Below are 24,976 nucleotides of genomic sequence, written 5' to 3'. Positions count from 1 at the left end.
TAATTTGCATCTTAAGACTAATAACAAAAGGTTATGTCATGAGATTTAAGAAAATCACTTCTAAGTGAATCTTCTTTTTAAAAAGCAAGCAACAAAAACGGAGGGCTTGTCCTTTCTTGTTCTCGTATATTAAAGCATCTAATCATTATGTTCGTGGATTCTTTTATCCTATTATACTGTAAAAACACGATCATTTCAGATGTGGTAAAGTATGTAAGTTTCTTTAATATACTAAGAGCTTTTAGAATGTGTGGTAAATATTCTTAAAGCAGGACTTGCTTGTAGAACCTTGAGTTAACTTAATTTCATGAGTGGAAAAACAAGAGGAGCTGCGCTCGACTAAGAATCTAAACTGTTCATAAGCCAAATTGGATTAAGAATTTTCGTCCTTTGAGGGCGGGGAAGAAATCAGCGGGAAAGTTTATTTGTGCATTGAATTTTTTCGTAAGTTAATTTTGAGTATCTATGGATAATATTATTAAGGTTCAAGCTGAAATAAGGGATATTGCGTCCTTTGTATGAGAGAGGAGAGAGATCAACTATTTTAATAGATATGGTTTAGATGCCAGCTCATACTAAACAATAATTTTGCACGGTAAGAATGAAAATTATAGCTTTGGGTTGAGTGAAAGAGCTTTGTACATGGGAAGCTTTATTCAGATCCACTTTAATTGATTAAAATATTGTTTTAAAAACGGTAATGTTAGAACTGCTATAGAAAAAAGTTTTAAATTTCTTTTTATAAATTTACTTAGAAATAAGATAAGGAGACTTTCCAAAAGAGTTCTTAAGAAGTTTTTTATAACAGAAAGAAAAATATCGTCTAATACATTAAAATAATACGATTAAGCTATTATAAGCGATTAAAACCATTTTAGAAATTAATAATTGGAGATGAAATATATAGGGAAATAAGATCAAAAGAAACAAAGTTGTATGTGATTATTAATATAGAATCTAAATTCTTTATGTTTTATTATTAATATCTTGATAATATTTTATTATTTTTACAAGGTATTTTGAAGATTGAGAAAAAGTGTTATCGGGACGATATTGAATACGAAATATGAATGCACTATAATGAGTAAAAGGTGGAGTATTTTGTGAACATAAATGTATTGAATGCATAAAGTCGAGAAGTGATATTCGTAAGGCGATTAAGCTTTTTTGCGGGGAGTTCGGGGTGTATTTTCAAAATTTTGCATCAGATTGCTTGTGATATAATGCTTGTGATATAAAGAGTATGGTTTATTTCTTAACAGAGTGATGGTATATTTTTATCTCGTTTTGAAGTTCTATAGCTTAAAGAGATCGTTTTTTATACAAAAACGAAATAAGTAGCGTAAAATGAAGATGTTATTTTTTAATGTGGTTATTGAATAAGAAGTTTATGTTTTGGTAACGATTAAAAGGTCACAATGAAACGTATAAATCTATTTTGATTAGTGTGAAAATATTTCGCTTATTGAAGGAATTAGGACAATAACACATGAATATCGAGGAGTTTTTATTGAACTTTTCCAATGAAGAAATCTTGTTAGAGACTAAAGAAGTGAGCTAAATGAAGATGTTTGAAAAGACTGTTATTGCTGCATCTGTAATGGTTCTTGTTACAGCGGGAGTGGCATATGCACAAACGCCAAGCCGTTTAAATCAATTTGAAGCGTGGGGAGCCTATTCTTATAAATCGCCCAAAAATACGATTTGCTATGTGTTATCGGTACCTTTGAAGGCTCTTCCAACGACAGTTAATCATGGTGATAACTTTTTCTTGGTTACCAAGCGTTCTCATTCTCCTATTTCGTTTGAACCGCAGTTCATGGCTGGTTATACGCTTCAAGAAGGGTCTAGAGTGACAGTGACCATTGGAGGTAAGGACTTTGATTTTTTCACGAAAGATTCCTCAGCTTGGTTGGCGTCATCAGAGCTAGAAAAGCAGCTTGTTTCTGCTATGCGTGCTGGAAGCGATATGACAGTGAAAGCGATATCAAAACGAGGAACGCATACCACTTATACTTATTCCTTAAAAGGGGTTACTGCTGCATTAAATGCAGTTCAAAAGTGCCATTAAGGTTTCGATAACTCTAAAATAGTAATGTAAATTGGAAAGCAATGGCCATTTCCTATGACCTTAGACCAGTTGGTTCATGTTCAGCACGAAAAACAGATAATGTGGTCGTGAAGGAGAGTTCAAAGCTTTCTTTAATTGGTTTATCGCAAGATGAAATGGTGCAGGCATTAAAGACCGTTGGTGTACCAGAGCGTCAAACACGTATGCGTGTACGCCAGCTTTGGCATTGGCTTTATGTACGTGGTGTTTCAAATTTTGATGAAATGCTGAATATTTCTAAAGCAATGCAAGAAACACTTAAGTGTCATTTTTCCATTGCGCGCCCAGAAATTGTTGGAGAACAAATATCAAAAGATGGTACACGTAAATGGCTCTTACGTTTTCCTGCACGTGGAGCTGGGAGGCCTGTTGAGATTGAAACGGTTTATATTCCTGAGGAAGGGCGTGGTACTTTATGTCTTTCATCGCAAGTAGGGTGTACGTTAACCTGCTCCTTTTGCCATACGGGAACACAGATGCTTGTTCGCAATCTGACTGCAGAAGAAATTTTGGCACAGTTATTGGTTGCACGTGATTGTTTGGGTGATTTTCCTGATAAGAATACTCCTGATGGAGCAATTGTTCCCATTGAAGGGCGCAAAATTACCAATATTGTTATGATGGGAATGGGAGAACCTCTTTATAATTTTGAAGCTGTTAAAAAAGCTTTATTGATTGCTTCTGATGGCGATGGACTTTCTTTATCAAAACGTCGGATTACGCTTTCAACCAGTGGGGTTGTTCCTGGAATTGTCCGAACCGGAGAAGAAATTGGTGTTATGTTGGCGATTTCACTCCACGCAGTACACGATACATTAAGGGATATGCTTGTTCCCATTAATAAAAAATATCCGCTTGCTTTACTAATGGATGCTTGCCGTAATTATCCTGGTCTCTCTAATGCAAAGCGAATCACATTTGAATATGTTATGCTAAAAGATATCAATGATAGTTTAGATGATGCAAAGCGATTGATTCAGCTATTGAAAGGGATTCCTGCTAAGATCAATTTAATTCCTTTTAATCCGTGGCCAGGGAGTAACTATCAGTGTTCTGATTGGGATCAAATCGAGCGTTTTGCTGATGTCGTTAATCGAGCGGGTTATGCTTCTCCTATTCGGATACCGCGTGGACGCGATATTTTAGCTGCATGTGGACAGCTTAAATCGGCTTCAGAGCGCTTACGGAAATCTGAACGTTTACGACTTGAAAATGCTGTTGGTCATTAGTTAATGCAATTTTCAGCTATATAGCGAAGCGATATAAAGTCTGTGCTTTTTTGTTTGTAAATTAATATCCAAACCTCGTGCGATAGCATATGTGAGATAGAGATTAAGATTGGATAAATTCTAGACAAACAGTTTCAACTTTATATGCTAAATAGAAAGAAAGATATTGTATATAGTCTGTTTGCGGAATCTCTGAAATAAAGAGGCAGCCTATTTTAGAGGAAATATGAAGTTTTAGGGGGGGGCGTAAAGAATTTGAACCTTATTATCATACTCTCTAATTCGGCTTTATGGTTTTTAAAAGCATTGACGGTAATATCTTTTAAAGAGTGGAAATATACAATGCCTCATGTTTTTGTTTGTTACATTTTTTAACAAGATCACGGTTTATACATAAAACGGCGTGTCTAAAATATAAATTCCATTGTGTTGTCCATTAAAATGTTTTTAAAAAAATATTTTTTAATGTACTCCCCATCTCACGACAATGCCTGCGAAAAGTATAATACAAAATCCTCTGTGAAATATATGATACTTTAATAAAGCTGTAAGTTGGTGGCTGCATTCTATTTTTAGCTTTTCTTGTGATGTACAAGGGAAAGCTATTGTTTAATTCAACATAAACAGATTTAAAATAATAGAGTTGCACAAATATATAGAGTTATCATTTAAATTAAAAACGATAAATTACACCTTATAAATCAATTTTTTGTAACGATAAGAAGATGGAGGGCAAAGCTGGTAAAAATACCTGCAATAAGCCAGTCGAGAAAGCGAAGATAAAGAGGGTTCTGTTTAAGGATTTTGGTAAGTTTATGCGCTGTAAAAACGATTGCAATTGTAATGGGGAAAGAAATAGGAATATAAGAGAGTCCCAAAAAGAGCAGCTTTTGTGTTGCCATAGGATCATTCGCATTGATAAATTGTGGTAAGAATGTTGCGTTAAAGAGTATGACTTTAGGATTTAGAAGATTAATTCCAATACCAGCAAGATAGTTACGTTTAGAGCTTTGAGGTTTAGAAGATGTTGGTTCAAAGGAAAGTGTCGGGTTTCTCCGTAATGCTTGAAAGGCAAACCATAAAAGATAAAAGGCGCCAACAATTTTCAGAAAAACAAAGGCGTGTGGCGCAGCAAAAATAAGCGCTGATAAACCAAGTGCTACAGCTGTAACCTGAATGGCAAATCCTGTTGCACTTCCCAAGGCGCACATAATTCCAGCTTTTTTGCTTTGTGTAATGGTTCGTCCTACAGAAAGCATCATATCAGGTCCTGGAATAAGTGCTAAAATCAACGATGCTAAAGCAAACTGTACAACAATAGACCACTCCGGTAGAAATGACACGTCGATCTCCTCTTATTTTTAAGTAATGTTCATTATTTATACTTTGAGGCGTCTTTATTTATGCTTTTTGAGTCTTTTTAATGTTGTTTAAAGAGAATTTATTTTTATATTTCTTGTGTCGTTTTAATTTTTTAGAAAAAAAGAACAATTCGTATAGAGCTTTATAATGAAAAAGTGGCAAAGTATTAGAAAAGTTGTTTTGGCTTATTCGGGGGGATTGGATACGTCAATTATTCTCAAATGGTTACAAAGTGCGCTAGGCGTTGAAGTTGTGACTTTTACAGCAGATTTGGGGCAGGGAGAAGAATTAGAGCTTGCTCGTCGTAAAGCTGAAATGCTAGGTGTTAAAGAAATCTACATTGAAGATTTGCGTGAAGAATTTGTGCGTGATTTTGTTTTTCCGATGTTTCGAGCCAATACCGTTTATGAAGGGACTTATCTTTTAGGAACATCAATTGCACGTCCACTTATTTCAAAACGTCTTATTGAAATTGCTAAGGAAACAGGGGCAGATGCCATTGCTCATGGAGCAACGGGCAAAGGCAATGATCAGGTACGCTTTGAACTTTCTGCTTATGCACTTAATCCTAATATAAAGATTATTGCTCCGTGGCGTGATTGGGATTTTAAGAGTCGGACAGATCTGTTTGAATTTGCGCGTATGCATCAAATTCCTGTAGAAAAAGATAAGCAAGGCGAAGCACCTTTTTCAGTGGATGCAAATTTATTACATTCTTCATCAGAAGGAAAGATTTTAGAAAATCCAGCCCTTCCTGCTCCTGAATATGTCCATATGCGTACTCTTTCGGTGGAAGATGCTCCAGATGAAGCAACCAGAATCACTCTTGGCTTTAAAAAAGGCGATGCAGTTTCAATCAATGGAAAAAATTTATCTCCTGCAACTTTACTTGCAGAACTAAATCATTATGGGCGGGATAATGGTATTGGTCGGTTGGATTTGGTAGAAAATCGTTTTGTAGGTATGAAATCGCGGGGTATTTATGAAACACCAGGAGGGACCATTCTTTTAACAGCTCATAGAGCAATAGAATCTTTAACACTAGATCGTGGTGCAGCGCATTTGAAAGATGAATTGATGCCACGTTATGCAGAACTCATTTATTATGGCTTTTGGTTTTCTCCCGAACGTAAGATGTTGCAAGCAGCGATTGATTTATCTCAAGAACATGTTGAAGGTGAAGTCACGTTAAAGCTCTATAAAGGGAACGTGATTGTTGAAGGGCGCCAAAGCAAAAAATCACTTTATTCAAGTGAATTGGTAACTTTCGAGGATGATCAAGGTGCTTATGATCAAAGAGATGCAACTGGTTTTATTAAATTAAATGCCCTACGTTTACGTACATTAGCAAGGCGTCATCAAGGTGATAAAGAAAAGAAATAAAAATTACTTTGATAAGTATCATGTGGGGGAGTGTTTTTGTATAAAACGCTTAATTTAAGAATTTTTACCTGTTGGTTTTTACAGTTCTTTCGTTGAATGTTAGAGTTTTCGTTTTTTTGCGAATGACGGTAATAAGCAAGATCCACGAAAATAATAATGAAGGCTCTGATAATCAAAACAAGACAATTTTGCTTTATAACGTTCAATGTTTTTATTTCACTCAGAACGAAATATGTTTACAGTGAGGGTGGTTTTTGTATTGTGACTTAGGAGTATAAAGAAATTTACATCTTTTTGCTTGCTATTATTGACGAATAAATTCAAGAACCATACACCCTATTTTGGAAGATTATAATTTTTAGGATAAATAATGATGCGTAATCAGTGTGATGCCCTTAGCCTTACGTCTGAATTAAAGGATGCGGCTGCTCAATCGAGAACTTGGCCATTTGAAGAAGCACGTAAGATTATAAAACGGTATGAAAAGACGGGTTACCCAGACAGTATAATATTTGAGACCGGTTATGGACCTTCTGGTTTACCGCATATTGGAACTTTTGGGGAAGTTGCACGTACAACCATGGTGCGTCATGCATTTCATATTCTCACAGAGAATAAAGTAAAAACAAAATTACTTTGTTTTTCTGATGATATGGATGGTTTGCGCAAGGTTCCTGAGAATGTGCCTGATCGCGAGAGGATGGAACATTATCTTGGTCAACCGTTGAGCCGTGTACCTGATCCTTTTGGAGATGATTATCCTTCTTTTGGAGCGGCCAATAACGCACGTTTACGGGCTTTCCTTGATCGTTTTGGTTTTGATTATGAATTTGCAAGTGCTACGGATTATTACAATTCTGGTCGTTTTGATGAAACACTTTTAAAAATTCTTGCTTGTTATGACAAGGTGATGGCAATTATTTTACCAACATTGGGTGAAGAGCGACAGGCGACTTATTCTCTCTTTTTACCGATTTCTCCTTTTTCTGGAAAAGTATTACAAGTACCAATGATTGCGCGTAATGTTGAAAAAGGGACAGTCACTTATATTGAACCTGAAACAGGAGAAACCATAGAAACAGAGGTTACAGGGGGTAAAGTTAAGTGTCAGTGGAAGGTCGATTGGGCTATGCGTTGGGCAGCGCTTGGCATTGATTATGAAATGGCAGGAAAAGATCTTATCGATTCCACAAATCTTTCTTCTAAAATTTGTAAAGTACTGGGTGGAAAGCCTCCAGAGGGATTTAACTATGAACTCTTTTTAGATGATAAAGGGCAAAAAATTTCCAAATCCAAGGGAAATGGCTTAACCATTGATGAATGGCTTACATATGCTCCAACAGAGAGCTTAGGGCTTTATATGTTTTCAAAGCCCAAGACAGCAAAACGACTTTATTTTGATGTTATTCCCAAAGCTGTGGATGAATATTATGCGCATCTTTCTGCCTATGGTCGTCAAAGTTGGCAAGAACGGCTTAGTAATCCTGTATGGCATATTCATAATGGTTGTCCACCGCAGGTTGATTTACCTGTACCTTTTGCGATGCTTTTAAATTTGGTAAGTGCTTCAAATGCAGAGAATGCAGGGGTTCTTTGGGGTTTTATTTCTCGTTACGCTAAGGGGGCAAATGCGCAAACTTGTCCAGAACTTGATCAATTGGTGAAATTTGCCATTAAATATTTTGATGTTTTTGTTAAACCAAACAAAAAATTTCGTATACCAGATGACAGCGAACGAGCAACATTAGCACAAATTGATGCAAAATTAGCCAATTTGCCTGAAACTGTTGATGGCAACACACTACAAAATACACTTCTTGATGTTGCACGGTTAACGGAACGCTATCAAGATCATAGCAAAAAAAGCCCTGAAGGTGGGCCTGGTGTTTCCAATGTTTTTTTTCAAATGTTGTATGAGGTCCTTTTAGGACAAGAGAGAGGTCCACGATGGGGATCATTTATAGCGCTTTATGGGATTAATGAAATGCGTGCACTGATTGCTGAAGCACTTGCACGACCTATGGAGGAATAATGGAACGAAGAGTACAGGAAGTAAAGCGGCGTCGTACATTTGCAATTATTGCTCACCCAGATGCTGGGAAAACAACATTGACGGAAAAGCTTTTATTGTTTGGTGGTGCTATTCAACTTGCAGGAGAAGTAAAAGCCAAAAAAGATCGTATTCAAACTCGTTCTGACTGGATGAATATTGAGCGTGATCGTGGTATTTCTGTTGTGACTTCTGTGATGACGTTTGAATATGAAAATCATATTTTTAATCTCCTAGATACCCCAGGCCATGAAGATTTTGCAGACGATACTTATCGCACGCTTACAGCGGTTGATAGTGCTATCATGGTATTGGATGGGGCCCGCGGGATTGAGCCTAGAACATTAAAACTGTTTGAAGTGTGTCGGATGCGGGATATTCCTATTGTTACTTTTATCAATAAAATGGATCGTGAGGCGCGTGATCCTATAGAGCTTTTAGATGAAATTGAGGAAAAACTTGCGCTTGATACCGCACCCATAACATGGCCCATTGGGACAGGTAAAGATTTTGTTGGGACTTTTGATCTCCATCATAACCGTTTTCGCCAAAAAGATGATGAGATAACACAGCGGATCGTTTCAAATCCCAGTGAGGTTGTCCATTTACTTCCAGAGTATCAACGTTCCACTTTTCTTGAAGGAGTAGAACTCGCTCAAAGTGTTTGCAAGAATTTTGATCTTCAAGCTTTCCGTGAAGGTCATATGACACCGGTTTATTTTGGTTCAGCTTTACGAAATTTTGGTGTTCGTGATTTGATCAATGCGCTTATTGATTTTGGTCAAAGTCCCCGTGATCAAAGTGCAGATCAGCGCAATATCATAGCAACTGAACCTAAAATGACGGGATTTGTTTTTAAAATTCAAGCGAATATGGATCCTAATCATCGTGATCGTATTGCATTTTTTCGGGTATGTTCGGGAACACTTGAACGTGGTATGAAGACAAAATTGGTCAGAACAGGAAAACCGATGACACTTTCGGCTCCACAATTTTTCTTTGCGCGTTCGCGCCAAATTGCTGATCAAGCCTATGCTGGTGATATCGTAGGGATTCCTAATCATGGAACATTGCGTATTGGCGATACTTTGACTGAAGGAGAAGATATTCTTTTTAAGGGAGTACCCAATTTTGCACCAGAGATTTTGCGTCGTGTTTGTTTGGGCGATCCAATGAAAGCAAAAAAGCTCAAAGAAGCTTTGCAACAAATGGCTGAAGAAGGGGTTGTGCAATTGTTTATTCCTGATGATGGGTCGCCTTCTCTCATTGGTGTTATTGGTGCTTTGCAAATTGATGTTTTAAAAGAGCGATTAAAAATAGAATATTCTTTGCCAGTGAATTTTGAGTCTGCACGCTTTAATTTATGCCGTTGGATTTCAGCGCAGAGCAAAGATGAGTTGCAAAAGTTTCTCAACAATCATCGCTCTGCTCTTGCGTATGATTTAGAAGGTGATCCAGTTTTTTTAGCGGAGAACCATTTTTCATTAAATTATGAAGCAGAAAGAGCTCCTAAGATAAAATTTTCTACTTTTAAAGATTATCAAGTAAGCTCTTAATGTAAAGAAGAATTTTTTATGTAACAATTTGGTTGATAATGATTTTTCATATTGAGTTAGGGATCTGAATATTGTTATTTTTTTCTGAAAACAAAAGGAATATGTAAAAAACACTTTCAGATTGTGTTATATAAAGAGAGAAGTAAATTTATTTATAATATTCAATAAGTTATAATATATTTGTAATTGTAACGTCTTTTAAAATTTTGATATATTTTTTCACAATAGCTTAAGCCAAGGTTATATATTTAAGTATTTTGAATGTCAGCTAAAAATCTCCTGTATAAATAGAGCTTTTCAGTTTTTTCTTGTATGAAAATTGTATACAGTCAAAATAAAGCAAATAATCAATAAGATGAAATTTGTTATTCCCAATATGAGATCATATGACTTATAAGCCACGTGTCTTTTCTATATCTTCTGGAACGGCTTTTTTGCCTCACTTTGTTGATGCACTGCTCTCTGGTACCCTTATTGATAATTTCGCTCCCAATGGAGATATTCAAACTGCTCTTGCTGATAGCCTTATTTATGTTCCGACACGTCGTGCTGCGCGCGCTTTGCGTTTAGCTTTTGTTGAAAGAAGTGATACACAATCAACCTTTTTGCCAACTATTCGTGCTCTAGGAGATGTAGATGAAGACAGTTTTCTTTTTGTTGAAAATCATACTAGCGCTTTAAATCCGCCCATTGGTGAAAGTGAACGCCTACTGCTTTTAGCGCGCCTTATTCGTCCATGGCGTGAAAATTTGCCTGCGCATCTGCGTGCCATGTTTGGTACAGAAGATGTGCTTATTCCAGCTCATAGTGCTGATGCAATTTGGCTTGCTCAAGATTTAGCACATTTGATGGATGAAATTGAAACAGAAGGAGCAGATTGGTCGAAACTTAAAGATATTGCACCTGACATGGTCGCTGAATGGTGGCAGATAACGCTCGATTTTCTGACTATTGTTACGCAAAATTGGCCACAAATCTTGACAGAAAGACAACGAAGTAATCCCGCTGAATGGCGTAATCAAGCACTCACAATGCGTGCAGAGACTTTACGACGTATACAGCCTGATAAACCTATCATTGCAGCTGGTGTATCAGGTTCTATTCCCGCTGTTTCTCATCTTTTAAAGGTTATAGCTTCTCTGCCAAAAGGGGCTGTTGTTCTTCCTGGACTTGATCTCCATATGGATGAAGAACAATGGAATGCACTAAGCACAAGCAATAAAGAAAAAACAGCTTGTGATTTTTTTAATCATGCAGAAAATGTTTTTAGTCATCCTCAATATCATTTAAAAAAACTTCTTTCTCTCATGGAGTTTCAACGTCGTCATGTTTGCGAGATTGGCCAACAGAGTAGCACAAAGAAAAGGCGAATGGCTCTTTTATCGGAAGCACTCCGACCAGCTTCTACAACAGATAAATGGATACAAATTGACCGCGATGATTATGAGAATCTTTGTGCAGACTGGTCATTTATTGAAGCTATAAACGAACGTGAAGAAGCTCTTGCTATTGCTGTTGCTTTACGCAAAGCTATTGAAAAACCCCAAAAAACCGCAGCTCTTATTACAAATGATCGTAATTTAGCACGTCGTGTTTCCGCGGAATTACAGCGATTTGGAATTGAAGCAAATGATTCTGGAGGTATACCACTTGCACAAACATTGCCTGTAACGCTTTTGCGACTTATTTTAGAAAATGTGTTGCAACCTGATGATTCCATAGCTTTTCTTTCTCTCCTTAAACATCCCCTTACAGCACTCCAACAAAACCGCCATCGTTTACGGGAAATGGCAGAAAATTTTGAACTTTTTGTTCTTAGGGGGAACACAGGGCACATCAATCTTTGCGAATGTGATCAGTTTCTTGAAAAATGGATTGAAACATATTTCCATGATCGTTCTGAAATAAAAGCCCTTGATCAACAGAAATGTGAAGAAGCACATCTCCTCTGTCATCTTTTGAAGAAAGCTGTTGAACCTTTAACATCTCTTATGAAAAAAGAGAAAGAATGCACTATCAGCGAAGCCGCAATAGCAACTGTTGAGGTTTTTGAAAATTTTGGTCGCGATGAGGATAACTCTCTTGCACATCTCTATCAACACGAAGCAGGACAAGCCTTATCAAATTTTTTGCGTGAATTGGTCAGTGATCAATCAGGATTAACATTTCATCTTTGTGAATGGCCTGCTATGTTTTCTGCATTGATCGCAATGCGTTCCGTTACACCTTCTCCTGGAGGACATCCACGTTTATTCATCTGGGGTACTTTGGAATCACGTTTACAAACGGTTGATACAGTGGTTATCGGCGGTCTTAATGAAGGATCATGGCCGATATCAACCCGAAACGATGCTTTTTTATCGCGACCGATGAAAATGATGTTAACTTTGGAACCACCAGAGCAGCGTATTGGTTTTTCCGCGCATGATTTTCAATGGGCGATGGGAATGGATAAAGTGGTGATGAGTCGCGCATTGCGCGTTAATCATACCCCTTCCATTCCTTCACGTTGGCTACAACGCATAGAAACAGTTGTAGGAAAACAGGTTTGGAAACAAATCCGTGAACGAGGTGAAATACTCCTTCATTGGGCAAAGATGCTTGATCATACAAGCATGATTTCTGAGGTGAAACGTCCCTGCCCTGTACCACCTCTTGATATGCGTCCACGTCATTTTTCAGTTACTGAAATAGAAACATTGCGGTATGACCCTTATGCTATTTATGCAAAAAAAGTCTTACGGCTCAAACCTCTTAAAGCTCTTATTCATGACCCTAGTGCTTCTGAACGTGGAACACTTTATCATGCTATTCTTGCAGATTTTTGCACAAAAATAAAAGATCCGAATGCTGCAAATACATTAGATGTGTTACTCGCTATTGGACGTAAAGAATTTGATAAATTCAATTTTCCATCCGATATTGAAGTCATTTGGTGGAATAGCTTTGAAAATCTTGCTCCACGCCTTATTCAATGGGAACAAAGTTTAGGACCGCGAGAACGATATCCAGAAGTGGTATCACAAAAAATCCCTATAGGGGGAACAGGGGTAACCCTTTCCGGACGTGTGGATCGTCTTGATATTTTGCCAGATAAAACGGTTGAAATTTTAGATTTTAAAACTGGAACGCCTCCTTCATCAAAACAGGTTCGCGAATTATTATTTCCGCAATTGGCTTTAGAAACAGCTTTGCTGATGGAAGGGGCATTCCCAGATTTTCAAGATTTTACCCCCTCAAATTTATTTTACATTCCCCTTAACGGAAAAGGTGAAATTAAATCCCAATCAATTCTTTTAAAGAAAAAAGAAGGAAAAACTCACTTAGATGCTGTTAAGCTTGGTGAAATTGCGTGGAAAAATCTTATCACACTCATAACTTATTATCAAAATCCACAACAAGGCTATCTTTCACATGCCGTTCCTATGTCAAAACGATATGAAGGTGATTACGACCATTTGGCGCGGTTGTGGGAATGGTCAAGTGGTCTTCATAAAGAAGAACAATCATGACTTTTTTTTCTATTCCTGAAGTCGCTCTTGATGCACAAGAAATGGCAACACATCCCCAAAAAAACGTGTGGGTTTCTGCAAATGCTGGATCTGGAAAAACGCATGTTTTAAGTGAACGTGTTATCCGTTTGCTTTTAAACGGTACACCTCCAGCACGTATTTTATGCCTTACTTATACAAGAGCTGCTGCTGCTGTTATGCAATCACGTATTTTTCGCACGCTTTCCAGTTGGAATGAACTCGATGATGCACAGCTGCAAGAAACCTTAACACGGTTTGAAAATAAACCCGTCAATGCGCAAAAATTAACTTATGCACGACAACTCTTCGCGCGTGCTCTCGAAACACCTGGTGGCTTAAAAATCCAAACGATTCATGCTTTTTGTGAATCTCTTTTGCATCAATTTATGTTAGAAGCCAATATTGCAGGGCATTTTGAACTTCCCGATGATATCAGTCGAAAAAAATTAATACAAGAATCGCGTCGTCAACTTTTAGCGCGTCATGATGTGCAACCCGCTTTACAACAGTTACTTAAATTTATCAGTGAACATACTTTTAACCAATTGCTCTATGAAGCAACGGAAAAGCAACATAAATTGTCTGATTTTTTATCTTCCCTTCTATCTGAGAATGGAGAAGAAAAATTGCGTGCGCTTTTTAACTTAGCGCCCGATGAAACAACCCAATACCTATTGGAACAAATGCAACAGATTGCGCGCCTTCCCCTTTATGCTCTTAACCATTGTGAAACCAATGGCAGTCAAAGCTTCAAGGATATGGTGGCAAAACTTTCCCAATTAGAAGAGGTACATGATGAGACAAATATTCTCAATAGTATTTCTGATATTTATTTTACAACAAAAGGTGAGCCACGGAATTTCTCAAATTTATCTCGTAAAAAATCAGACGAAATTTGGCCTTTTATTCAACAAATGCTTGAAGATAAACAAAGCGAGCTTTCTATTCTTTTAGAGAAATATCAATGCGCAAAAGTTGCGACCCTCAATATGGCTGCTTTTCAGCTCTGTGCCGTTTATCTCAAAATATATACGAATCTAAAAAAGGCTAATAGCTTCTTAGACTTTGACGACCTTATTGAGCGTACGCTTCATTTGTTACAGCGCAAAGGTGCAAGTCAATGGGTGCATTATAAACTTGATCGTGGGCTTGATCACATTCTACTTGATGAAGCACAAGATACCAACCCCGAGCAATGGCAAATTATTCAATTGTTGGTACAAGAGTTTTTCTCAGGTTATAGCCAACGAACAAATATACGTACTCTTTTTGCTGTTGGAGATGAAAAGCAATCTATTTATTCTTTTCAAGGCGCTGCTCCAGAAAATTTTGCTGCAAATGGACGAATTATTCAAAAAAAAGTGCAGCAAACAAATCAGCAATTTGAAAAAATACAATTGCATTACTCTTTTCGCTCTACAGCAGATGTTCTTAAAAGCGTTGATCTTGTTTTTGAAACACCAGAAAATTATAAAGGGCTTTCGGCAGAAAATACAAAAACAGTGCATGAAGCTATTCGTGTTCATAGTCCGGGTGAAGTTGTTATATGGGATGCTGTTTCTAAAGAAACGAGTGAATTTCCTCAGGATTGGCATTTAAGCGTTGATCATTTAGATACACCTGAAGTCCGTTTAGCAGAAAAAATTGCTGAAACTATTGCTAATTGGTTACAAAGAGGCGAAATGCTTCTAGCAAAAGGGCGCTTAATACGAGCAAGTGATATTATGATTTTGGTCCGTAAGCGGGATCAATTTGTCTCAGCGCTTTCTCGTGCTTTTAAACACCGCAATATTCCTGTAGCAGGGGCTGACCGTTTACAACTTACTAAACATATTAGTATCCGTGATTTAATGGCACTTGCGCGTTTTGTTTTGCAGCCACAAGATGATCTTTCTCTTGCTTGTGTTTTAAAAAGTCCCCTTTTTGCTCTTAGTGAAGAGGAACTCTATCTGCTTGCCGCACACCGCACTGGCTCTCTTTGGCAAAGTTTGTGTACGCATACATCATCGCGGGTATCTTTTAAAGATGCTTTTGAAAAGCTGAACCATTATCGTACTTTAGTAGATCAAATACCGGTTTTTGAATTCTATAGCCATATTCTGAATAATGATAAGGGAAGACAAAAAATTCTGTCTCGTTTAGGATCTGAAGCAAATGACGTGCTCGATGCTTTTATGGATTATACGCTCACTATTCAAAAGACCGGATTACCAGGATTACAAGCTTTTTTAGAAACATTAAGTGCAAGCGAACCAGAAATTAAACGTGAGTTTGAACAAAATAATGAAGAAATTCGTATTATGACTGTTCACGCCGCAAAAGGACTAGAGGCTGCTGTTGTGTTTTTAGTTGATCCCGGTAGTGCGATTTGGCATCCTCAGCATGCCCCTCACTTGCTTAAAGTTCCTTTAGATAAGGCACAAGTGAATGGACAACAAGCTTTTATTTGGCGCCCCAATGAAAAGTTTGATACAAAACTTTCTAAACAAGCAATTTCACATTTAAAAGAGCGTGCAGAAGAAGAATATAGGCGCCTTCTTTATGTAGGAATGACACGCGCTGAAGATCGCTTGTTTATTTGTGGATATAAAAGTCAGAAAACGCCATCTCATACATGGTTACAACTGGTAAAAAAAGCTCTTGAACCTCATGCGGTTGCTATAAAAGGTCCTGCGGAAGATATTGCAGCTTGGCGTTATTGCATTACACCGCCTTCTTCTACTTCTATAATCCCCGAAATCGCCTGTTCTGAATGCCAAACTTTACCGCCTTTGCCTGCTTTTTTCTCTCATAAAGTACCAGCAGAACCAATTCTCCCAAAACCGTTAAAACCCTCAGTAGCGAGCCTTTCTATTGAAGCTGATACAGAACCTTCCTCAAGTCCAAAACAACTTACTATTTCACCTGTTTTAGGAGCAACGAACACAAATAGAGCTTTTTCCATTGAATATGGTAATCTCATTCACCGATTGTTACAATATTTACCCGATTGTCCCCCACAAAAACGTCGAGATTATGCTCGAAACTATCTCAATATAAAAGCCTCTCATTGGCATGAGAGCCAAAGAGAAGATGCTCTTTGCCATATTTGGAAAATATTAGATCATGTTTATCTCAAACCTCTTTTTTCTGAGCATTCACGTGCTGAGGTTTCCTTGATGGGCATTGTAAAAATTCGTGGAAAAGAACAAGCAATTTCTGGTCAAATTGACCGTCTCTACATCACGCAAAACAGCATTATCTTTGCCGATTTTAAAACGGGAATCCCACCAGAAAATGAAGCAGCTATTGCTTCTCATCATTGGTTGCAAATGGCTCTTTACCGAAAATTGTTGCAATCCATTCATCCTGATAAAGATGTTCAAGCTCTGCTTATCTACAGTAAAGAAGCCAAAATTTTCAAACTTTCTCCAGAAAAACTCGAGGCATTTCTTGGTGAAATTGCTTTATAAGTTGTTTTTTCCCTTCAAAGCATCTTAAGGCTTTTTTACTTTCATAAAATCGCCAATAAACATAATGCATAATCTCAGGTGTAAAAGAGTCTCTTAATAATTTATCTTTGCAATAACTTGATATGAATTGTTATCATACCAATGTATAGAAGTGAATATAAAGGATAAATTAATGACATGTATAAAAATTGATAAGGACAATTTCGAAAGTGAAGTTTTAACCTCTTCCACCCCTGTTGTGGTTGATTTTTGGGCAGAATGGTGTGGTCCTTGCAAAATGATTGCTCCAATTTTGGATGAAATTTCAATAGAAATGCAAAATCAAGTTAAAATTGCCAAAGTGAATATTGATGAAAATCCGGAACTTGCTACCCAATATGGAGTGCGCTCTATCCCTACATTATTAATGTTTAAAAATGGAAATGTTTCATCGAATATGATTGGCGCTGCCCCTAAAGGACGTCTTTCTGAGTGGATAAAAAATGGCCTTAATTGATGCCATACACAGTAACGATAAAGGAGAGAAATTTTAGTCTCTCCTTTTGATTTTTTTTAAACATTCTTTTCTGTAATACATTGTAAGAGCAATTCAATTAAACCAAAAATTTAAATGATTTTAAGAATCCACACTGTTATACATGATTCAATAGATCATTTTTTATCAAAAAATTGTCCTGTATGAACAATGTAGGCAATTCCTTATTTATGTGCGCGCCAACAAATATTAGGTGACGGATATTTTTTTTGGATAAGGCTATCGAGATAGGGGGGACAATACATAAAAAAGCAAATACCACTCTAGCAATAAAGAAGTTTCTGCTTGGAGTGTTTGGCAATAACAAAAGGAGATTTTAAGCAAAAATTTTACAAATTACTTTTCTAAAGTTTACAATTTTTAAGGAGAAAGAAGAAAGAAATTCACGATTGGTAAGTTAATGCTCTTCTGAGAAAATGATCACCTTGATATAAAATTCTTTTACACGTTTCTCTAAAATCAAAAGAGTTTTTTAAAAATTTTCAAAAAAAATAATCTCTAAAAGAAACGGATTAATTCCTACCAATTAACGGATGCTCTCTGCGAATTGTGCTATTTTTATAAAAGTATCAGTGTTTTGTTTTATCTTCATGGTTGGTGCATCCAGCAGGGCTTCATTTTATTCATCATTTCAAGTTTCATAGGTACTGAGGCATCACAAACTAAAAAATGATGATATCCATGATCACGTCTATGTTTTTTTTAATGTATGAATTGCAAAAGCCTGTTGCAAACGTTTAATGGAATGTGGTGCTGATCTAAGTGTTACATGGCGCCCATGAACTTCGTATTGTAAGGTAAGCGCGAAAGTGGCAAGCTCTAAAAGGGCTACACTTCTTTCTGGCCATTCAACGAGTAAAATATTGTTCTCGCATGCTTCATAAAGCCCTAATTCATCAATTTCTTCTTCCATAGAAAGGCGATAAAGATCAGCATGAATAATTTCAAACTGTGGAAGCTGATAGCTTTGCATAAGAGTAAAAGTAGGGCTTGGAACATCTATAGTGTTATCGTTTGCAAGTGTTTGGATGATTGTACGTGCAATGGTTGATTTTCCGGTTCCAAGATCTCCTTGCAGTGTTATAAGATCTCCCGGCTTTAAAGAAAGGGCTAAATTTTGTGCAAAAAGCTTTGTTGCCTCTTCATTTTCAAGAAAAAAACTAAAATTCATTAAGAGTTCCATGAGATGGATGAAAAATTTTTATTATAATAAAGGCTAAAATTAAAAAATCTTATCTCCTTTGGAGAGTGGGAAAAAACATTTAACTGTTGTTCCTTTTCCAGAACCGGTAAGAATTTCAACATGTCCACCGTGTAGTTCAACGAAACTTTTTACAAGGGAAAGGCCAAGACCTGCTCCCGCACGCCCACCATGGTGTGAATGAGAAGAAAAACGTTTAAAAACACGATCAAGAATGTCTTTAGGAATATCAGAGCCCTCATTGTGAACGCTAAAGACAATACTATCATCTTGTTCATCGACGCAAAATTCAATAGTACTCGCCTCCGTTGCAAAATTAATAGCATTACTCAGAACATTCACAAAAATTTGATGCAAACGTTTTTCATCAGCAGAAATAGAGTTTAAGGAAGGAGAAATTTGTTGTAAAAGCGTAATATGACGTCCATTAAGACGATCTTCTACACGTGCTACCGCTTGTATCATAGCATCGGCAATGTTAACCGATTTTATGTCCAACGTCATAATGCCTGCATCAAGGGTGGCAAGATCAAGAATATCGTTAACAATATTTAAAAGAGTTCCTGATTCTGAATGAATATGTCCAAGATATTCTTGTTGACGTTCATTGATAGAGCCGAAAATTTGATCACGTAAAATATCAGAAAATCCAATAATATTGGTGAGAGGTGTACGCAATTCATAGGAAACATGTTGGACAAATTCATTACGCAAACGATCAGCACTTTCTAATGCTTCATTTTTTTCTTGAAGAGCACGCGCAACATGGACAGTATCCGTAACATTCACAAAAGTAAGCATCGTTTGTCCATCGGGAAGAGGGACCAGAGTATAATCAATAATCATATCATTTTTAAGATCTATACGACCAGAATATGTTTCACGTTTTTCAGCAAAACCAGTAATAAATTTGGTAAATTGATTCCATTCTTGTCCCAAGGTTAAGGTTGAACAATGGCTTTCTAACTGCGTAATATGGGTCCCTTCTACCAGTAAATTATAAGGAAGCGACCACAATTTCGACAAGGCAGGATTAGATAAACGAAGGCGTCCATCAGTACCAAAAACGACTACGCCTTCAGAAAGTTTATCAAGTGTTTCACCTTGTATTTTAATAAGTGTATTATAACGGCGTTCAAGATCAATTTTTTCTGTAAGGTTTTCGTAAAGCCAAGTGACACCTCCTTGTGGATGAGGGTTCGAGACAACACGCACCGTACGCCCATCTGGAAGATTCCAAATTTGTTGGTTTGATTCTGTTTGTCGATAGGCTTTAAAAAGTTCTTCTTTCCACGTGCGCCAATCAGGGTGTTCAGCAATGAGACCCTTTTCACGTAAACGTTCAAGAAACAATGTATGGCTTGGTTCACTTTCTAAAAAGGAACTCTCCAACGGCCATAAAATTTTAAAAGCGTGATTGCAGAATTTTAATTTTTGGTTTGTATCAAAAATGGCTACAGCTGTTGAGATTTGGTCAAGTGTTTCACAATGGCTTTGAAGAACATATCTTAATTCATGGGCAAGATTTTCATAGGCGCTGTCATCACGTGCAAAAGCTGCCATCCCTTCGGCCGTTGTAATCCGTGTGAGATGAAAATGGTGTCGTTCTCCATCAATAACTGTGTGAACATGTTCTTGAAAAATTGTTTCTGTTTCATTTGTTTTGCGTTGTGTGTTTTCATTGAAAAGATCTCTCACTTCATCACTGCCTTCACGAAAGTTTGTCATCTCTCTAAAGGCACGGTTGACAAAACAAACTTTTCCTTCACAATCTTTTATCCATACGGGTTCTTGAATAAGATCAAGAAGATTGCGCTGCATTCTCAGTTCAGTAAGAAGGCGGGCGATATCTTTCTGTAAACGAGCGTTTTCACTTTGTTGTTTTGAAATATCTTGAAAACGAGCAATGGCAACTGTTCCTGCGATGACCCCTGTAACTTGCAGCAGCACATTGTTTGTGGTGGTGATAGAAAGTTCAAAAGGGTGACATTTACAACGGAGTTGAGTCAATGCATAATCAAGTTCTCGCAGAGAGTTTTCTTCAACCCAGAGCTCAAAACGCTGAAAATCTTTCTGATCGATTCCTATTTTTTGCAATGCAGAAAGAGCACCAACGACACGGGGTAAGGTTGTTGGATTTTCCCAAATAAGAAGGAATTGCTCGGTTTCTTCCAGAAGCCATTCATAATATTTAAGTTTTTCAGAAAAATCTGCCTGAATTATCTTCAAAGGCTTCTGTGCAGTTTTTTTTGCACGCATGATAACAGCTATGCATATGAGAAGTGAAGCACAAGAAATTCCTCCACACAGCGCTAAAAGCAGCCATGGACCATTGGGCAAAGTGAAAGAAAATGGTAAATAGTTTTCCAATGACTGAGCAACAGTGCATGTAGGAGAAAAAAAGAAAAAAAGGCAAAATATATACGTATAGATTCGGATCATTTTCTGAGCTTTTTCTTTGGGGGTATAGTCACCAAAGCTGAGCACGATATCTTTCCCTTTTTTAAAACCCAAGGAAGCATTTTAGTAACGGTAATGGTTTGGTTTATAAGGTCCTTGTGGTGTGACTCCAATATAAGCGGCTTGCTCTTCTGATAAAACAGTTAATTTTATTCCTAACCGATCAAGATGTAGGCGTGCAACTTTCTCATCAAGATGTTTAGGCAAAACAGTGACTTCATTTGTATAGTGTTCTGTACGGGTAAAAAGTTCAATTTGCGCTAAAACTTGATTGGTAAACGAAGCTGACATGACAAAAGAAGGATGCCCTGTCGCATTGCCGAGGTTTAACAATCGTCCTTCAGAGAGCAAAATAATGCGTTTTCCATCGGGAAAGGTAATCATATCAACTTGTGGTTTAATATTTGTCCATGGCAAATTTCTAAGGGCTGCGACTTGGATTTCGTTATCAAAATGACCAATATTTCCAAGAATACACATATCCTTTACTTGTCGCATATGGTCTAAACGGACAACATCTTTATTGCCTGTTGTGGTGATGATAATATCAGCACTGGAAGCAGCATCATCCAAATTAACAACTTCATAGCCATCCATAGCTGCTTGAAGAGCGCAAATAGGGTCAATTTCTGTCACTTTAACACGAGCCCCAGCACCTGAAAGAGATGCCGCTGAACCTTTTCCTACATCACCATAACCACAGACAATGGCAGTTTTACCAGCGATCATTACGTCTGTTCCACGTCGAATACCATCGACCAATGATTCTTTACATCCATATTTATTATCAAACTTTGATTTAGTGACGCTATCATTAACATTAATTGCAGGAAAAGGCAGAAGCCCTTCTTTTTGTAATTTATAAAGACGGTTTACACCTGTTGTAGTTTCTTCGCTTACACCTTTAATTGCTGCGCGCTGTCGGGTAAAAAAACCTGGCGTTGCATCCATACGCTTTTGTATTTGTTTGAAAAAAATTTCTTCTTCTTCTGTTTTGGGACGCGAGAGAATATCTTTATTTTGTTCTGCATGACTTCCCATTAAAATATAGTTTGTGGCGTCAGCTCCATCATCTAAAATCATGTTGGAAGGATTGCCATCAGGCCATTGGAAAATTGCATCTATATAAGTCCAATATTCTTCCAATGTTTCACCTTTAACGGCGAATACAGGAATACCAGTTGCGGCAATAGCTGCTGCTGCATGATCTTGCGTAGAAAAAATATTGCTAGAGCTCCACCGTATATTGGCGCCAATCGCTTTTAATGTTTCAATTAAAACAGCTGTTTGAATTGTCATATGCAATGAGCCAGAAATACGTGCTCCACGCAAAGGTTGACTGGAGGAAAACTCCTTGCGACAAGCCATCAAACCGGGCATTTCAGTTTCAGCAATGTCAAGTTCTTTACGACCATAAGCGGCAAGAGCAATATCTTTGACAACAAAATCTTGAGCTGTCATTCTTCATTCCTTTAAAATCAGTTTTCCAAGACGGTAGGAGAAATTAAAAAAAAATGCAAGACAAGAAGAAGACTTCTTTATGTGAAAAAGTTCTTTTAAAATCTTCATAAATTTGTGCAACAAATATGCATTTATGAATCTGAGTAATGATGTTACTGAGAAGGTAAGAGATTTCATGATAAGTTTGGTTATATAAACAAAATATATCAAAAAATTTTTAGTTTTCAAAATGTAAGAAATGCTAATCAATAACATCAATTAAGAGAAAAAGTTATAGAAATATGCTTCAAGTATAATTTTTTCCTATTAAACATCCGTGTCATTTCTTTAAAGGAACGCATAATTGGTAAGAAAAGAAGATAATTACTTTGTAGAGAGATAATGGATTTGTTCAATAATTTTGTGAGTTATTTCATAATAAAGGTACACAAAAATCTGTAATGCTCTTATATCTTCTTTTGATATTCTCTAACCAAGAAGTGTTTATATATTATCCTCAATTTGATCTTTATGAAGACGACATAGAGGACACATACAAACACCCATGAGATGCGTTAATGTAAAGTAAAAGATGTTCCTAATGTCGTTTTGCTGAGTAAGTGATAAAAAGCTATGCCAACATAGCGAGGACATTTTCATTTTTATAGAGTTATTTATTTAACAAACTCTATGCGTTAAGTGTTATCAAGTATTGTCGTAAATTTCTTTCAATCTAATTTTTACGAGTATGACGCAAAAAATTTATACGACCACCTGTAAGGATGAGAAAATATAAATTCAAATGTGTTATAGCCATTATTTTTGCAAAGCATCTGAAAAATCCGGAATATTTTCTCACTTCATAATAGCTGGTATGTTTTGTGTGGTGTTGTTTTCTTCATAAAACTTATGCTTTGGCTGTTATGTATAAATTAACATTTAACTTTAAGGCAATTACATAGTTAAAACAAATATTGAAATGATTAAAAACGCCCTATAAGGAACTCCAACTTTATTATATGCCAGAGTAGGGCAGATAATTATTACTGATATCTTTTCAGTAATCTCTAAACTGAAACACAAGCTAATTTAAAAAATATAAAGACATAAAGATAAAAACAAAATTCTATTCTTTTAATAGCTTTACAATTTTTAAAAATCTCTAAAGAAATATCTTTTAAATAATAAAAAATCATGTATTGCGTCATAATTTTTATATCGATTTTTTATGAGATAATATCAAAAAGAGTATCCTTTATCACTCATGCGATTATTGAAAAAGGTATTGTTACCTTTTTTAATCTTATTATTAAGCTTTTTAGCAAAATAATATAATACAGAATTATAGGTTATCATCTTTATATTTATGAATATCTAATCCAGAATCGGCTCTTCTGGATTTCAATGTTGCATCTGCTCTTACATGAAGACAGTTTATAAGAGGTGCTTTTTCTTTTTTCCAACAGTTTTTATAAAAATACTATAGATGTGCGAGGAAACATGTTTTGTGATACTAAATGGAGCATTAAAAATGCAAAAATATCACTCTAATTTAAATTTAACACTCTGACTTTAAAACAGTTAACAATAGGATATTAATCACAAATCCAATAATTAACTAGGTTCTAGGAGAATTTATTCTAGACGAGTAAGTTTTGGGAAAATTGACCATGTGGACGAAATCGCCAGAGATAACTTGGCAAGAATGCTGCCATTGCTCTAGGAGTAACTCCTACTCCTTCTAGCGTATATCCATTTTCAATAGCTTCTTGAGAAACTATATTGTCCGTTTGCAAAAAGCGTATTTGATTGGCTGTTACGAGTGTTGGTACAAGAGGCAACTTACCAATCGTTCCTAAAACTCCTCCAATCAATAGACCGACAGAAAGAGGCATAGATAGGATTGTTTTTTTACGACGAATGATTTTAAGTATATTTTCAAGAGCATTTTGGAGGGTGATAATCTGGGGACCACCAAGATCATATTTTTTTCCCCAAGCTACCTGTCCATCTAAAGCACGCGCGATAAACTCAGCAACGTCACCAACATACACGGGTTGCAATTTGCTTTGTCCACCTCCAAAAAGAGGCATAATTGGTAAAAAACGTGACAAATCTGCTAAGGTGTTAAAGAAACAATCTTCTGGTCCAAAGATAATGGATGGACGTATAATAATTGCTTGAGGATTCTTGTTATGAATGATTTGTTCACCCATAAACTTAACACGTGCATAAAGACATGCAGCGTTCTCGCTAGCCACAAGAGTCGACATATAGATAAGAGGAATACCAGCTTCTACTGTTAATTCAGCAATATTGTAAGCACCATCAATTTGTGTGCTTTTAAAATTCGATTGATTTGCCTGTTTTAAGCTACCGGGTAAAAACACTGCTGCATCAGCTCCAAGCAATGCGCGTGCAACAGAGGCACGATGCTTGATATCTGTTTTAAGCATTTGGGTTTGTCCTACTTCTCCTATTTGGAGCATGTAATAAGCTTTTTGTGGACAACGAACAGCGATGCGAACGCGATATCCCCGCTTAGTCAAAGTTTCAACGACATGTCGTCCTACAAAACCAGATCCGCCAAAAACAGTAATGAGTTTAGGATGTTTATAAAGTGCACAATCAAGTTGCATGATTAAAAAGTCTATCTTTCAAAGCT

The 24,976-nt window shown here is 36.7% G+C and carries 13 protein-coding genes; 8 read left to right on the top strand and 5 right to left on the bottom strand.

Annotated elements, in window-relative coordinates:
• The first annotated feature begins 1,567 nt into the window (after positions 1-1,567).
• Both ACFIMQ_RS00650 and rlmN read left to right on the top strand, forming a co-directional pair.
• Positions 1,568-2,071 carry an invasion associated locus B family protein gene (locus tag ACFIMQ_RS00650; protein WP_375607984.1) on the top strand — a complete coding sequence of 168 codons (504 nt, stop codon included), beginning with the start codon at positions 1,568-1,570 and terminating at the stop codon, positions 2,069-2,071.
• Positions 2,072-2,112: 41 nt separating this feature from the next.
• Positions 2,113-3,339 carry a 23S rRNA (adenine(2503)-C(2))-methyltransferase RlmN gene (gene rlmN, locus ACFIMQ_RS00645; RefSeq protein ID WP_375615654.1) on the top strand — a complete coding sequence of 409 codons (1,227 nt, stop codon included), beginning with the start codon at positions 2,113-2,115 and terminating at the stop codon, positions 3,337-3,339.
• A 701-nt stretch (positions 3,340-4,040) separates the two neighbouring features.
• On the opposite strand, the gene ACFIMQ_RS00640 is transcribed toward rlmN, so the two are convergent.
• The gene (locus ACFIMQ_RS00640) at positions 4,041-4,682 is read right to left on the bottom strand and encodes a LysE family translocator (RefSeq protein WP_375703184.1); all 642 of its coding nucleotides are present in this window, start codon (positions 4,680-4,682) and stop codon (positions 4,041-4,043) included.
• Between the two features lie 166 nt (positions 4,683-4,848).
• On the opposite strand from ACFIMQ_RS00640, the gene ACFIMQ_RS00635 reads away from it, so the two are divergent.
• The 6 genes from ACFIMQ_RS00635 (at position 4,849) to trxA (ending at position 17,171) form a co-directional block, all read left to right on the top strand.
• Positions 4,849-6,084: an argininosuccinate synthase gene (locus ACFIMQ_RS00635; RefSeq protein ID WP_375615652.1), complete on the top strand. Its 1,236-nt coding sequence runs from the start codon at positions 4,849-4,851 to the stop codon at positions 6,082-6,084.
• A gap of 370 nt (positions 6,085-6,454) precedes the next feature.
• Positions 6,455-8,116, top strand: coding sequence for a lysine--tRNA ligase (locus tag ACFIMQ_RS00630; protein WP_375703183.1), 1,662 nt, complete (start codon positions 6,455-6,457; stop codon positions 8,114-8,116).
• Entirely contained in the window at positions 8,116-9,690 is a 1,575-nt protein-coding gene (locus ACFIMQ_RS00625) for a peptide chain release factor 3 (RefSeq protein WP_375615650.1), read from the top strand. The genes ACFIMQ_RS00630 and ACFIMQ_RS00625 overlap by 1 nt, the downstream gene beginning before the upstream one ends.
• Before the next feature lie 386 nt (positions 9,691-10,076).
• Positions 10,077-13,202, top strand: a complete 3,126-nt coding sequence (gene addB / locus ACFIMQ_RS00620; protein ID WP_375615649.1) for a double-strand break repair protein AddB — start codon at positions 10,077-10,079, stop codon at positions 13,200-13,202.
• Positions 13,199-16,675, top strand: a complete 3,477-nt coding sequence (gene addA, locus ACFIMQ_RS00615; RefSeq protein WP_375703182.1) for a double-strand break repair helicase AddA — start codon at positions 13,199-13,201, stop codon at positions 16,673-16,675. Before addB ends, addA begins: the two co-directional genes overlap by 4 nt.
• Positions 16,676-16,847: 172 nt before the next feature.
• Positions 16,848-17,171: a thioredoxin gene (gene trxA, locus ACFIMQ_RS00610; protein WP_375703181.1), complete on the top strand. Its 324-nt coding sequence runs from the start codon at positions 16,848-16,850 to the stop codon at positions 17,169-17,171.
• 730 nt (positions 17,172-17,901) lie between these two features.
• Here trxA and tsaE read toward each other — a convergent pair.
• From tsaE to ACFIMQ_RS00590, 4 genes are all read right to left on the bottom strand, one after another.
• On the bottom strand, positions 17,902-18,381 hold the full coding sequence (gene tsaE / locus ACFIMQ_RS00605; protein WP_375703180.1) for a tRNA (adenosine(37)-N6)-threonylcarbamoyltransferase complex ATPase subunit type 1 TsaE: 480 nt from the start codon (positions 18,379-18,381) through the stop codon (positions 17,902-17,904).
• 51 nt (positions 18,382-18,432) lie between these two features.
• Positions 18,433-20,898, bottom strand: a complete 2,466-nt coding sequence (locus ACFIMQ_RS00600) for an ATP-binding protein (protein WP_375703179.1) — start codon at positions 20,896-20,898, stop codon at positions 18,433-18,435.
• 36 nt (positions 20,899-20,934) lie between these two features.
• Positions 20,935-22,332: an adenosylhomocysteinase gene (gene ahcY / locus ACFIMQ_RS00595; protein WP_375703178.1), complete on the bottom strand. Its 1,398-nt coding sequence runs from the start codon at positions 22,330-22,332 to the stop codon at positions 20,935-20,937.
• A gap of 1,619 nt (positions 22,333-23,951) precedes the next feature.
• Complete coding sequence (locus ACFIMQ_RS00590; RefSeq protein WP_375703177.1) at positions 23,952-24,950, bottom strand: complex I NDUFA9 subunit family protein; 999 nt, start codon at positions 24,948-24,950, stop codon at positions 23,952-23,954.
• Positions 24,951-24,976 lie beyond the last annotated feature (26 nt).

This window comes from Bartonella sp. AD13SXNS, from assembly GCF_042196465.1.
Lineage (GTDB): Bacteria > Pseudomonadota > Alphaproteobacteria > Rhizobiales > Rhizobiaceae > Bartonella.
The sequence above is the reverse complement of the archived record's forward strand: the minus strand, read 5'-3'. Positions and strand labels throughout refer to the sequence as shown.

Bases quoted from the DNA above. Each gene is read 5' to 3' on its own strand.
- ACFIMQ_RS00590 (WP_375703177.1), bottom strand. From the start codon at position 24,950: ATGCAACTTGATTGTGCACTTTATAAACATCCTAAACTCATTACTGTT.
- tsaE (WP_375703180.1), bottom strand. From the start codon at position 18,381: ATGAATTTTAGTTTTTTTCTTGAAAATGAAGAGGCAACAAAGCTTTTT.
- ACFIMQ_RS00635 (WP_375615652.1), top strand. From the start codon at position 4,849: ATGAAAAAGTGGCAAAGTATTAGAAAAGTTGTTTTGGCTTATTCGGGG.
- ACFIMQ_RS00625 (WP_375615650.1), top strand. From the start codon at position 8,116: ATGGAACGAAGAGTACAGGAAGTAAAGCGGCGTCGTACATTTGCAATT.
- ahcY (WP_375703178.1), bottom strand. From the start codon at position 22,332: ATGACAGCTCAAGATTTTGTTGTCAAAGATATTGCTCTTGCCGCTTAT.
- trxA (WP_375703181.1), top strand. From the start codon at position 16,848: ATGACATGTATAAAAATTGATAAGGACAATTTCGAAAGTGAAGTTTTA.
- addB (WP_375615649.1), top strand. From the start codon at position 10,077: ATGACTTATAAGCCACGTGTCTTTTCTATATCTTCTGGAACGGCTTTT.
- addA (WP_375703182.1), top strand. From the start codon at position 13,199: ATGACTTTTTTTTCTATTCCTGAAGTCGCTCTTGATGCACAAGAAATG.
- ACFIMQ_RS00630 (WP_375703183.1), top strand. From the start codon at position 6,455: ATGATGCGTAATCAGTGTGATGCCCTTAGCCTTACGTCTGAATTAAAG.
- rlmN (WP_375615654.1), top strand. From the start codon at position 2,113: ATGGCCATTTCCTATGACCTTAGACCAGTTGGTTCATGTTCAGCACGA.
- ACFIMQ_RS00650 (WP_375607984.1), top strand. From the start codon at position 1,568: ATGTTTGAAAAGACTGTTATTGCTGCATCTGTAATGGTTCTTGTTACA.